Consider the following 12,699-nt stretch of genomic DNA (forward strand, 5'->3'; position numbering starts at 1 on the left):
ATGAAGCACAAGAAGCTGAACACCGAATACAGCACTGTCGGCAGCAAGGTGTTCGACGCGATCAACGTCGCCATCCTCGTCGGCCTGGCGCTGATCACGGTTCTGCCGCTGCTGTACGTCCTGGCCGGGTCGTTCGCCGGCGAGTCGGAGATCTCCTCGCGCCCGTTCTTCCTGTGGCCGGAGAAGTTCGTCACGGAGTCGTACGAGTACATCTTCGCCACCGACGCGTTCATCCGCGCCCTGCTGACGACCGTGATCGTGACGGCGGTGGGCACGGTGGTGCAGGTGCTGCTGACCTTCACCATGGCCTACCCCCTGGCCAAGCGCTACCTGCCGGGCCGCGCGCTGGTGCTGAACCTGATCATCTTCACGCTGGTCTTCTCCGGCGGCATGATCCCCACCTATCTGGTGGTGCGCGACCTGGGGCTGCTGGACAGCTACTGGGCGCTGATCCTGCCGCTGGCGATCAACCCGTTCTACCTGATCATCGTGAAGAGCTTCTTCCAGGAGCTGCCGCAGGCCCTGGAGGAGGCGGCGCGCATCGACGGCTGCAACGAGATGGGCGTCTTCTTCAAGATCGTCCTGCCGCTGTCCAAGCCGATCATCGCGACGTTCTCGCTCTTCTACGCGGTCGGCATCTGGAACGACTACATGTCGCCGCTGCTCTACATCACCGACCCGAGCAAGTGGACGCTGCAGATCCTGGTGCGCCAGCTCGTCAGCACCGACGCGGCGAACGCCCTGTCGCAGATGGACCGGACCTGGGTGCCGCCCGAGCAGGGACTGAAGTTCGCGGTCGTGGTGATCGCGACGCTCCCGATCCTGTTCTTCTACCCGTTCCTGCAGAAGCACTTCACCAAGGGCGTCCTGATCGGGGGCGTCAAGGAGTGAGTCGCGCCATCCTCCTGGCCGGTGACTCGACGGTCGCCGCGTGCCCGGCCTGGGAGGCGCCCATGTCCGGGTGGGGGGCTCAGCTCGGCGCGTACGCGGGCGAGCCCGTGCGCAACTTCGCCAAGGGCGGCGCCACCACGGCCGGCCACCGGGCCGAAGGGCTGTGGGCGGCGCTGCTGTGCGAGGTCGTGCCCGGAGACGTGGTCGTGATCCAGTTCGGGCACAACGACCAGAAGGATCCCGCGATCCCGTACCAGGACAACCTGCGCGCCTTCGTCGAGGAGGCGCGCGGGGCGGGGGCGTCGGCGGTGTTGTGCACGCCGGTGCAGCGGCGCCGGTTCGGCGGGGACCGGCTGGTGCCCACGCACGGCGACTACCCCGACCTGGTGCGGGCGCTGGCCGCCGCCGAGGGCGTGCCGCTGATCGACCTGACCGCCGCCACCACCGAGCTGTACGAACGGCTCGGCCCCGACGGCTCCAGGAGCCTGTTCACGCACTTCAAGCCGGGGGAGCACCCGCTCTACCCCGACGGGGTGGCCGACGACACCCACTTCAGCTTCCGCGGCGCCGACGAGGTGGCCGCGATCGTCGCCGAACGACTGAAGGAGATCCGATGACGGCACTTCGCTGGCTGGACCGACCGGGGGAGCAGGGGGTGACCTGGGGGGTTCCGTGGCCGCGCGGCGCGGTCAAGCGGGATGCGCCGTTCGCGCTGGCCGACCCGGAGGGCCGCGAGGTGCCCGTGCAGAGCTGGGTGACCGCCACCTGGCCCGACGGCTCGGTCAAGTGGTCGGCCCACGCGATCGGCGCGCGGCCCGCGGAGCTGTCGTACCGGATCGAGGCCGGACGCGAGCCCGCCGCGGCCGCCACCCCTGTCACCGTGGCCCGCCGGGACGGCGTGCTGACCGTGAGCACCGGCGTGGTCACCTGGACGATCGAGGAGTCCGGCGGCACGCTGGCCCGCTCGATCTCGCGCGGGAGCCGCGAGATCGCCAGGGACGTGCGCCTGGTCAGCCTCCGCCAGAGCGGGCCCACGCCGGACGACGGCGGCCCGGTGGCCCGTTCGCGGGCCACGGGGCAGGTCGAGACGGTCACGGTCGAGCAGGACGGGCCCGTGCGCGCGGTCGTCCGGCTGGAGGGCCGGCACGGCGACTGGCTGCCGTTCACCGTGCGCCTGTACTTCCACGCGGGCGCCGAGCAGGTGCGGATCATGCACACGTTCGTCTGGGACGGCGACCCCGAGCGCGACTTCCTGGCCGGGCTCGGGCTGAGCGCCGACGTGGTCATGCGGGACGAGCCGCACGACCGGCACGTGCGCCTGGCGGGCAGCGGCGGCTTCCTCACCGAGGCGGTGCGCGGGCTGACCGGCCTACGCCGCGACCCCGGCGAGCCCGTACGGCGGGCGCAGGTCGAGGGCCGGCCGGTCGGCGAGATCGCCCCCGAGGTCGCCAACCGGTTGCACCTCATCCCCACCTGGAACGACTACACCCTCGACCAGAGCTCCGCCGACGGCTTCACGCTGCGCAAGCGCACCGCCGAGGGCCACTCCTGGGTGACGATCCCCTCCGGCACCCGCTCGGCCGGCTACGGTTACGTCGGCGGCGCCGGCGGCGGCCTCGGCTTCGGGCTGCGCGACTTCTGGCGCCTGCACCCCACCCGCCTCGACGTCAGGAACGCGGCCACCGACCTGGCCACCGTGACCGCCTGGCTGTGGTCGCCGTCCGCGCCCGCCATGGACCTGCGCTTCTACCACGACGGCATGGGCCAGGACACCTTCGCCGAGCAGCTCGAGGGCCTGGAGATCACCTACGAGGACTACGAGCCCGGCTTCGGCGACGCCCACGGCGTGGCGCGCACGCACGAGCTGACCCTGCGCGCCTACGAGGCCACGCCGTCCGCGCAGGACCTGTCCCGGCACGCGACCGCGATGAACCAGCCGGGGCTGCTGGCCGTGTCCCCCGAGCGGATGCGCGAGGCGGGCGTCTTCGGCGTCTGGGAGCTGCCCGACCGCTCGACGCCGGCCCACGCCGAGATCGAGGACCGGCTGGACTTCCTGTTCGACCTGTACGTGCGCGAGCGCGAGCAGCGCAGGTGGTACGGGTTCTGGGACTACGGCGATGTCATGCACACCTACGACCCGGACCGCCACACCTGGCGCTACGACGTGGGCGGCTACGCCTGGGACAACTCCGAGCTCTCGCCCGACCTGTGGCTGTGGCTGCAGTACCTGCGCACGGGCCGGCCGGACGTCTTCCGCTTCGCCGAGTCGATGACCCGCCACACCGGCGAGGTCGACGTCTATCACGCGGGCCGCTGGAAGGGCCTGGGCAGCAGGCACAACGTGCAGCACTGGGGGTGCAGCTGCAAGCAGCTGCGCATCTCCAACGCCGCCTACCGCCGCTTCTACTACTACCTGACCGCCGACGAGCGCACGGGCGACCTGATGGACGAGCTGAGCGTCCCCGAGGAGACGTTCACCGTCATCGACCCCCAGCGCAAGGTGCGCGAGGACGTCTACACGCCGGACCCGTCGGCGCTGTCGGTCGGCCTCGGCACCGACTGGGGATCGCTCGCGGCCGCGTGGCTGACCCGGTGGGAGCGCTACGGCGACGAGCGGGCCAGAGACCGGTTGCTGGGCACGATGGCCGACATCGGCGCGCTGCCGAACGGCTTCCTGACCGGCGAGGCCCGGCTGGACCTGGCGACCGGGCGGTTCGACACCTCCCGGGACAAGGTCTCCGTCTCGCACCTGTCGTCGCTGTTCGGGCTGCCGGAGATGTGCGCCGAGCTGATCGGGCTGGACCTGGACGTGCCCGGGTTCGAGCAGGCGTGGCTGCAGTACTGCCGCCTCTACCTCGCGCCGCCCGAGCAGCAGGAGGCGGAGGTGGGGGAGCGGCTGAGCGGGATCTCGCTGATCCAGGCGCACAGCAGGCTCACCGCGTACGCGGCCGCCCGCACGGGCGACGCCGGCCTGGCCGCCTGGGCGTGGCGCAAGTTCTCCCTGGACGAGGGGGACCAGCTCAACAGCAACCCGATGCAGCGGGAGAAGGACTGGCGCCTGAACCTGGTGGACGGGCCGCACGTGCTGTCCCCGGTGCACGAGGCGGCCTTCGTCAGCACCAACGGCGCCGCCCAGTACGGACTGGCCGCCATCCACAACCTCGCCCTGATCGGAGCGCAGCTGAGGGAGTCATAACCGAACCGTATGATGTACGGTACGCTGTACGGAACCCGGAAATGTCGGGGCGGCGCTGTACGCTGTCCCGGCTTTCCCCTATGGCAACAAATCCCAAGATGGAAGGGTTCCGTGGTTTCCAGCCAGGCCAGCGCCGTTCACCGCGATCACACCGCCGCCGACAGCCACGACCTCATCCAGGTCCGCGGCGCGCGGGAGAACAACCTCAAGGGCGTCTCCCTCGATCTCCCCAAGCGCCGCCTCACCGTCTTCACCGGGGTGTCCGGCTCCGGCAAGTCGTCGCTCGTCTTCGACACGATCGCCGCGGAGTCGCGCCGGCTGATCGACGAGACGTACACGTCGTTCATCCAGTCGTTCATGCCGAGCCTGGCCCGCCCCGACGTGGACGCGCTGCACAACCTGAGCGCGGCCATCATCGTCGACCAGGAGCGGATGGGCGCCAACGCCCGCTCCACCGTGGGCACGGCCACCGACGCGCACACGATGCTGCGGATCATGTTCAGCCGCATCGGCGAGCCCCACGTCGGCGGGGCCGGCGCCTTCAGCTTCAACCTGGCCGAGGGCATGTGCCCCGAGTGCGAAGGGCTGGGCAAGGCGTCCACCATCGACGTCGACGCCCTGGTCGACCGCGAGCTGTCGCTCAACGACGGGGCGATCAAGGTCCCGGGATACCCGGTGGACAGCTGGCAGTGGCAGGTCATCGCGGGGTCCGGGCTGTTCGACCCGGCCGTCAAGCTGAAGGACTTCACGCCCGAGCAGTGGGAGGACTTCCTGCACAAGCCCCCCACCAAGCTCAAGTACGGCACCAACAACTTCACCTACGAGGGCCTGGCCGGCAAGGTCCGGCGGACCCTGCTGGGCAAGGACCGGGAGTCGATGCAGCCCTCGGCGCGGGCGTTCGCCGACCGGGCGCTCAAGCTCACCCTCTGCCCGTCCTGCGGCGGCTCCCGGCTGAACGAGGCCGCCCGGTCCGCCCGGATCGCCGGCCGCAACATCGCCGAGTGCGCGGCCATGCAGATCAACGACCTGGCCGACTTCGTCCGCGGCATCGGCAACCCCGCCGTGGGCCCGGTGCTGGACGGGCTGCGCTCGACGCTCGAGTCCCTCGTCGAGATCGGCCTGGGCTACCTGAGCCTCGACCGCGAGTCGTCCACGCTGTCCGGCGGCGAGGCGCAGCGGGTCAAGATGGTGCGCCACCTCAACTCCAGCCTGACCGACGTCACGTACGTCTTCGACGAGCCCACGGCCGGGCTGCACCCGCACGACATCCAGCGCATGAACAACCTGCTGCTCCAGCTGCGCGACAAGGGCAACACGGTGCTCGTCGTCGAGCACAAGCCGGAGACGATCGCCATCGCCGACCACGTGGTGGACCTCGGCCCCGGCGCGGGCACGGCAGGCGGGAGCCTGTGCTATGACGGCGACCTCGACGGGCTGCGCGCCTCCGGCACGCTGACCGGCCGCTACCTCGACCACCGGGTGCGCCTGCGCGACGACGTCCGCAAGCCGGCCGGTCACCTGTCGATCACGGGCGCCACGCTGCACAACCTCAAGGACGTGAGCGTGGAGGTCCCGCTCGGCGTGCTGACCGTGGTCACCGGCGTGGCCGGGTCGGGCAAGAGCTCCCTCATCCACGGCTACATCGCCGGGCGCGAGGGCGTGGTGGTGGCCGACCAGTCGCCGATCCGCGGCTCGCGCCGGAGCAACCCGGCCACCTACACCGGTCTGCTCGACCCGATCCGCGCCGCGTTCGCCAAGGCCAACGGCGTCAAGCCCGGCCTGTTCAGCGCCAACTCCGAGGGCGCCTGCCCGGCCTGCAAGGGCATCGGCCTGATCTACACCGACCTGGCCATGATGGCCGGCGTGGCGTCGGTGTGCGAGGAGTGCGAGGGCCGGCGGTTCACGCCGGAGGTGCTGACGTACACGCTGCGCGGCAAGAACATCGGCGAGGTGCTCGACATGTCGGTGGCCGAGGCCCGCGACTTCCTGACCGAGCGGCAGGCCCGCACGATCCTCGACCGCCTGGTGGCCGTCGGGCTCGGCTACGTGGGCCTGGGCCAGCCGCTCACCACGCTGTCGGGCGGCGAGCGGCAGCGGCTCAAGCTGGCCATCAACATGGCCAAGAGCGGCACCACGTACGTGCTGGACGAGCCCACCACGGGCCTGCACCTGGCCGACGTGGACCAGCTCCTGGCCCTGCTCGACCGCCTGGTGGAGGACGGCAACACGGTCATCGTGATCGAGCACCACCAGGCCGTCATGGCGCACGCCGACTGGATCATCGACATCGGCCCGGGGGCCGGTCACGACGGCGGCCAGGTCGTCTTCTCCGGCACCCCCGGCGAGCTGGTCGCCGACGGCACCTCGCTCACCGCGATCCACCTGCGCGACTACGTGAGCAGGAGCTGACCGTTCCGCGCTCCTGGAGCCCGCCCCAGGCCCTTCAGACGGCCAGGCGGGCCAGGACGCGGGCGAACTCCGGCGGCGGCGCCACCACGAGCCTGGTCTGCCCGTCCTGGGCGACGATGTCGGCCCTGATGAGCGTCAGCCGCTCCTCGTGCCACCAGTAGACCTGCGAGCTCAGCCCGTCCGTACGCGCCGCGTGCACCCGCAGCCGCTCGATGGCGCGTACCACGCCGATCCCGTCCACCGGGTGCACGAGCAGCGTGTACGGATCGGGCAGCACCACGAGCACCCCGTCGGAGGGCACGGGGAGGTAGTCGCCCAGCCACCGCAGGTGCGTGGCGGCCGCCGGGGTCATGGCGGTCAGCCGCGTCACCGGCGTGCCGGACAGCAGGATCGTCTCCAGCTCCAGCCGCTCCTCGCGGCGGACGTTGGAGACGGCCAGGTCGATCGCCTTCGCGGCGGCCACGGGCCAGCACCCGGCCTGTTCGGGCCGCACCGGCCGGGAGCCCGCGAAGAGCAGCTCCACCAGGTCGGCGTTGAGGTGGCGGCCCACCACGCGGGTCAGGTCGGGCACCGCGTCCACGGCGTCCACGCGGGTGCGCAGCAGCGGGCGGGCCTGCTCCAGGTCGCACACGTCCAGCCGCTCGCCCGCGGTGGCCACGGCGTGCGCGAGGTGCTCGGAGACCAGCATGGGCCAGTCCTCCCTGGCCCGGCGGCCCGCCTCGCGGCGCAGCCCGGTGAGCCTGACGACCAGCTCCATGTCGCCTCTGAGCGTCACGGAGCCGCCGTCCTTGGCGAACTCGAAGGAGTATCCGAGGGATTCCGCGACGAGCGAGAGCAGCGAGTCCAGGTCGACATCCTCGACCGGCCGGCGCGAGGGCCGGCGGTCACGCTTGAACAAGCTCACGCGCCGTGTCCCTTTCTGTCGGATTCGTCCCTCCTACCTTGCCTGCCCCTCATCACTGACGATGCCCGCTAGCGAGCACGATTCGGTATCGATAACCCCAAGTCTCCCCAGCCACACGCTCATCTGGGGCGACCCGTGCCCCACCGGAAGCCCTGCCAGGACGGGCACTCCGAGCCTCCCGAGCCGGTCCTCGAGCACCGCGTACGGGTCACCGCAGTCGACCCACGAGCCGAGCGCGATCCCGCGCACCCCGTCGAACGCCCCCGCCTGCAGGAGCTGGGTGAGCATGCGGTCGATCCGGTACGGCTCCTCCCCGATGTCCTCCAGGAACGCGATCCTGCCCGCGAACGACGGCTGCCACCGGGTCCCGCACATCGAGGCCAGCAACGACAGGTTGCCCCCGGCCAGCACCCCCTCGGCCAGCCCCGGCACCAGCACCCGCTCGCCCCGGACGCTCTGGGGCGCCCCGAACAGCGCCGCCCGCAGGCTGTCCCACGTGCGCGGCTCGGGCCCCTCCTCGGAGGCCAGCACGTCGCAGGCCGCCATCGGCCCGTGCAGCGTGGGCACGCCCAGCTCGATGGCGAACGCGTTGTGCAGCGCCGTGATGTCGCTCGACCCCAGCAGGACCTTGGGGCCGGCGGCCCGCATGGCGTCCCAGTCGAGCAGGTCGAGGAGCCGGGCGGCGCCGTACCCGCCGCGGCAGCAGAACACCGCAGAGACGGCCGGGTCGCACCAGGCGGACTGCAGGTCGGCGGCCCGGGCGGCGTCGTCGCCCGCCAGGTAGTCGAGCGGCTGACGGTCGAGCGCGTGCGCGCCCACCACCACCTTCAGCCCGAGGCCCTCCAGTCGCTCCACGCCACGCCTCAGCAGCGCCGCGCTGGGCGGCCCCGACGGTGAGACGACGGCGACGGTGTCACCGGGTCGCATGGATCAACTCCTCCTTTGGCTCGTACACGTGGCAAACGGTGTCACACTTACCTCTCGTATGCGACTTCCGCCCCACATCCTCGTGGTCAACGGCATCAAGGTCCGCCGGCCGGTCTTCCTGATCGGAGCGCCGCATTCCGGTACGGACCTGCTGGCCCGCGCCCTGAAACGATCCCCCGGCTTCCATGTGACCATGGGCCGCGCGAGTGTGGCGCACGTGGTGTACGCCTTCGCCCGCAAGCCGTCCATCGGCCAGACCTCAGGCGCCGTGCGCGTCATGCGCGACGCGCTCGCCGAGTCGTGGCAGGTGCTGCCCCGGTCGTGCGGCCAGTGCGCCGTGTCGTGCCGCGAGGCGGGCGGCGTCACAGGGACCGGTCCCTGTGTCTCGGCCGGCGACATCACCAGGTTCGGCGACGGCAGCCCCGACCTGCTCTACAGCGCCGGCGTGCTGCTCCAGGCGTTCCCCGACGCGCGGTTCGTGCAGCTCATCCGCGACGGCAGGGACGTGGTGGCCGGCATGCTGGACGACCCCGCGTGCCTGGCCTGGTTCAAGCCGGCCATGCTGACGGAGCAGACCGAGTTCCCCAATCCGTTCCTGGGCGTCAACAAGGACGAGCACCTCGAGCGCTGGAAGGGCATGCCGGCGGCGGGCAAGAGCGCCCTGCGCTGGCGCAGCGCCGTGCGCATGAGCGCCGAGCTGCGCAGGACGCTGCCCGAGGAGCAGCTCCTGACGCTGCGCTACGAGGACCTGGTGCACAAGCCGGCGCCGTCGGTCGCCACGCTCGCGGAGTTCCTGGAGACGCGGGTGTCCAAGGTCGTCCTGTACGACACCGGCGTCCCCAGGGTCGGCGCCTGGCGCGCCAAGCTCCGGGGACCCGATCTGGAGCTGGTGGAGAAGGTGGCCAGGGAGGAGCTCAACCGCCTGGGCTACCTGAAGAGGTGAACTGGGTGCGGTAGAGCTCGGAGTAGAGCCCGCCGCGCTCCAGCAGCTCCTCGTGGCGGCCCCGCTCGGCGATGCGGCCCTCGTGGATCACCAGGATCTCGTCGGCCTCCCTGATCGTCGAGAGCCGGTGCGCGATCACCAGCGAGGTGCGGCCCTCCAGCGCGGTCTTCAACGCCACCTGCACGGCCGCCTCGGACTCCGAGTCGAGGTGGGCGGTGGCCTCGTCGAGCACGACCACGCGCGGCGCCTTGAGCAGCAGCCGGGCCAGCGCCAGGCGCTGCTTCTCGCCGCCCGACAGCCGGTAGCCGCGGTCGCCCACGACGGTGTCGAGCTGCTCGGGCAGGCCCTCCACGAGGTCGCCGATCTGCGCGGCCCTGAGAGCTTCCCAGATCTCCTCGTCGCTCGCCTCCGGCCTGGCATAGCGGAGGTTGGCCCCGATCGTGTCATGGAAGAGATGAGCGTCCTGCATGACCACTCCGACGGTGTCGCGCAGGGAGTCGAGGGTGGCTTCGCGCACGTCGAGCCCGTTGATGCGGACCGCGCCCTCGTTGACGTCGTACAGGCGGGACACCAGTGACGTGATGGTCGTCTTGCCCGCGCCCGAGTGGCCGACCAGGGCGACCAGCCGGCCCGGCGCGGCCGTGAACGAGATGCCCTTGAGCACGGGGTACGACGGGCCGCTGTCCTGCCTGGCGACCGACTCCAGCGAGGCCAGCGAGACCTCCTCGGCGGCCGGGTAGCGGAAGCGCACGTCGTCGAACTCGATCGTGACCGGCCCGCCGGGGATCGGCTCGGCGCCGGGCCGCTCGGCCACCATGGGCTTGAGGTCGAGGATCTCGAAGACGCGGTCGAAGCTCACGAGCGCGGTCATCACGTCGACGTGCACGTTCGACAGGGACGTGAGGGGGCCGTACAGGCGCATCAGCAGGGCGGTCAGGGCCACCAGCGTGCCCAGCTCGAAGACGCCGGACACGGACAGGACGCCGCCGATGCCGTACACCAGGGCGGTGGCCAGCGCGGCGACGAGCCCGAGCGCGACCCGGAAGACGGTGCCGTACATGCCGACCGTCACGCCCACGTCGCGCACCCGGGCCGCCCTGCGGCCGAACACCTCCGCGTCGTCCTCCGGGCGGCCGTAGAGCTTGGCCACCATGGCGCCCGCCACGTTGAACCGCTCGGTCGTCACAGAGCTCATCTCGGCGTCGAGCTGCATCTGCTCGCGCGTCAGCGCCGACATGCGCCGCCCGACGAACTTGGCGGGCACGATGAAGATCGGCAGCAGCACCAGCGCGACCAGCGTCACCTGCCACGACAGCGCCAGCATCGCGCCCAGCACCAGGACCAGGCTGACCACGTTGGAGACCACCGACGACAGGGTGCTCGTCAGCGCCCGCTGCGCGCCGATCACGTCGGTGTTGAGCCTGCTGACCAGCGCGCCGGTCTGGGCCCGCATGAAGAACGCCACCGGCATGCGCTGCACGTGGTCGAACACCTCGGTGCGCAGGTCGTAGATCAGCCCTTCGCCGATGCGCGCCGAGAACCACCGCTGCACCAGCGTCAGCCCGGCGTCCACCAGCGCCAGCGCGCCGATCGTCACCGCCAGCCCGACCACGACGCCCGGCCGCCTGGCCAGGATGCCGTCGTCGATGATCGCCTTCATCAGCAGCGGGTTGGCGATCACGATGACCGCGCCCGCCACGACGAGCAGCAGGAACGCGACAATGTGCGTCCTGTACGGCTTGGCGTAGCGCGCGATGCGCCGCACGGTGCCGGGCCGCAGCCGCTGCTTGGTCACCGAGCCGTCGCGCCGCAGGGACGCCATAACGTTGGGGCCGAAACCCCCTCCCATCATCGCCATCCGGGGGATCCCTCCTTCTCCACGGGAGAGAGCACCGCCGGCGCGCCCGGCGATTCCCCCGTCCGCTCAGCGCGAAACCCACCGGCGCCGCCGCCCCTCCCAACCTACCGCCCACCCGCGTGACCAGGGCGCTCGCCGTCGTCGCCATGTCCGTCCTTCGGGGAGCATGAGGACGCGAGGCGGTCCTGGGTTCGCCTCGGACGCCCGGATGGGGCAGCGGTGGCGGGCGGCCGTCCGGGGAAAGCCCGCGAGGGCCCCCCGCCTCCGAGGGGCGGCCGTCCGATGGGTCAGGCGAAGAGGGCCTTGATGCGGGCCGCCTGTTCGATCCGCTCGGCCGCACGCTGCTCCTCCAGGGAGCGGCCCTGCGCCCCCTGGAGGAGTCGCTTCGTCGCGATCGCCGCGTCCCGGTTGACGGCCAGCAGCTCCGCGACCTTGTCTCGTACGGCTTGATCCAGGTCGCCCCGAGCGACCACTTTCTCCGCGAGGCCGATGCGCATGGCCTCGTCCGCGTGCACGGTCCTGGCGGTCAGGCAGATGTCGATCGCCTTGGCCAGGCCCACCAGCTCGACCAGGGGCTTGGTCCCCGTCAGGTCGGGCACCAGGCCCAGTGCGGGCTCTTTCATGCAGAAGGAAACATCATCGGCCACGATCCGCAGGTCACAGGAGAGCGCGAGTTGGAACCCCGCACCGATCGCGTACCCCTGCACTGCGGCGATGGAAACGATCTCCGGGCGGCGCAGCCACAGGAACCCCGCCTGTGCCTGGCTGATGCGCTGCTCGAAGGTTGCGTCGTCGCTCTTGGCCGCCGAGCTGAACGAGCCCTGTCCGGGCACCCCCTCAGGTGTGAACATCCGCAGGTCGATCCCTGCCGAGAAGGACGGTCCCTCACCTTTCACGACGACTACGCGCACCTGCTCGGGCAGGCTCTCGCCGATCCGAGCCAGCGCCGACCATGTCGCGAACGTCTGCGCGTTCCGCTTTTCCGGCCGGTCCAGCGTGATCGTCGCTATCTCACCGTCCACCTCGAGACGAACTCCGTGCTCCGCCGTGACGGAGACCTCGTCCGCATTCCCCCCGCGCTGTCGCGCCTGTGCTGCCGCCATCGCCCGCTCCCTCCAGTCCTGGTCGCGCAAGGAGTGCGCGCCCAGTGTGCTGACCGTCGCGCCCGAGCCTACAGAACATGGTTCTGGCCCGGGCGCGACGGTATGGCTGACTAGGGACGGGCGGCTGCGGTCGCACGTTCCGAGGCGGCCGTCAGCGCTTGGACTTGCCTCGGGTCGCCCCGCCGCGCCCGCGCAGAGTCACGCCGGACTCGCTCAGGATGCGGTGGATGAACCCGTAAGACCGACCGGTCGAAGCGGCCAGGGCGCGAATGCTCTCGCCCGCGGCGTAGCGCTTCTTGAGATCGCCGGCCAGTTTTTCCCGGTCGGCCCCGGTGACCCGGGTGCCCTTCTTCAGTGTCTCGGCCACGAGTACCTCCTGTAGTGCCGGACTTCCGCAGCGTTACTCCGCCATGATCAGTCATTTCAGCGGGATCGGCTACCTACTCCACGGGAAAAGATCCGTACCCA

At 71.0% G+C, this 12,699-nt stretch carries 10 protein-coding genes; 5 read left to right on the top strand and 5 right to left on the bottom strand.

The genetic code is table 11. The features are described from left to right. The 4 genes from ABZX61_RS36385 to ABZX61_RS36400 all read left to right on the top strand — a co-directional run bounded on the left by ABZX61_RS36385 (position 1) and on the right by ABZX61_RS36400 (position 6,496). Positions 1–891 carry a carbohydrate ABC transporter permease gene (locus ABZX61_RS36385; RefSeq protein ID WP_355200681.1) on the top strand — a complete coding sequence of 297 codons (891 nt, stop codon included), beginning with the start codon at positions 1–3 and terminating at the stop codon, positions 889–891. Continuing rightward, on the top strand, positions 888–1,508 hold the full coding sequence (locus ABZX61_RS36390; RefSeq protein WP_355200682.1) for a rhamnogalacturonan acetylesterase: 621 nt from the start codon (positions 888–890) through the stop codon (positions 1,506–1,508). Before ABZX61_RS36385 ends, ABZX61_RS36390 begins: the two co-directional genes overlap by 4 nt. Then, entirely contained in the window at positions 1,505–4,087 is a 2,583-nt protein-coding gene (locus ABZX61_RS36395; protein WP_355200684.1) for a Tat pathway signal sequence domain protein, read from the top strand. Before ABZX61_RS36390 ends, ABZX61_RS36395 begins: the two co-directional genes overlap by 4 nt. 111 nt (positions 4,088–4,198) lie before the next feature. After that, positions 4,199–6,496, top strand: coding sequence for an excinuclease ABC subunit UvrA (locus ABZX61_RS36400; RefSeq protein WP_355200686.1), 2,298 nt, complete (start codon positions 4,199–4,201; stop codon positions 6,494–6,496). A 34-nt stretch (positions 6,497–6,530) separates the two neighbouring features. Here the strand turns inward: ABZX61_RS36400 and ABZX61_RS36405 are convergent, their stop codons facing one another. Both ABZX61_RS36405 and ABZX61_RS36410 read right to left on the bottom strand, forming a co-directional pair. After that, positions 6,531–7,400, bottom strand: a complete 870-nt coding sequence (locus tag ABZX61_RS36405; protein WP_355200688.1) for a hypothetical protein — start codon at positions 7,398–7,400, stop codon at positions 6,531–6,533. Between the two features lie 33 nt (positions 7,401–7,433). Beyond that, positions 7,434–8,327, bottom strand: a complete 894-nt coding sequence (locus tag ABZX61_RS36410; protein WP_355200690.1) for an LD-carboxypeptidase — start codon at positions 8,325–8,327, stop codon at positions 7,434–7,436. Between the two features lie 58 nt (positions 8,328–8,385). On the opposite strand from ABZX61_RS36410, the gene ABZX61_RS36415 reads away from it, so the two are divergent. Next, positions 8,386–9,270 carry a sulfotransferase gene (locus ABZX61_RS36415; RefSeq protein ID WP_355200691.1) on the top strand — a complete coding sequence of 295 codons (885 nt, stop codon included), beginning with the start codon at positions 8,386–8,388 and terminating at the stop codon, positions 9,268–9,270. On the opposite strand, the gene ABZX61_RS36420 is transcribed toward ABZX61_RS36415, so the two are convergent. The 3 genes from ABZX61_RS36420 to ABZX61_RS36430 form a co-directional block, all read right to left on the bottom strand. Beyond that, complete coding sequence (locus ABZX61_RS36420) at positions 9,242–11,128, bottom strand: ABC transporter ATP-binding protein (protein ID WP_355200693.1); 1,887 nt, start codon at positions 11,126–11,128, stop codon at positions 9,242–9,244. The genes ABZX61_RS36415 and ABZX61_RS36420 overlap by 29 nt on opposite strands. A gap of 287 nt (positions 11,129–11,415) precedes the next feature. Beyond that, positions 11,416–12,231, bottom strand: coding sequence for an enoyl-CoA hydratase/isomerase family protein (locus tag ABZX61_RS36425; protein WP_355200695.1), 816 nt, complete (start codon positions 12,229–12,231; stop codon positions 11,416–11,418). A gap of 151 nt (positions 12,232–12,382) precedes the next feature. Next, positions 12,383–12,598, bottom strand: coding sequence for a helix-turn-helix domain-containing protein (locus ABZX61_RS36430; protein WP_020547488.1), 216 nt, complete (start codon positions 12,596–12,598; stop codon positions 12,383–12,385). Between the last annotated feature and the right edge of the window lie 101 nt (positions 12,599–12,699).

The sequence above is a fragment of the Nonomuraea sp. NPDC003709 genome (assembly GCF_040610775.1).
Taxonomy (GTDB): Bacteria; Actinomycetota; Actinomycetes; order Streptosporangiales; family Streptosporangiaceae; genus Nonomuraea; species Nonomuraea angiospora_A.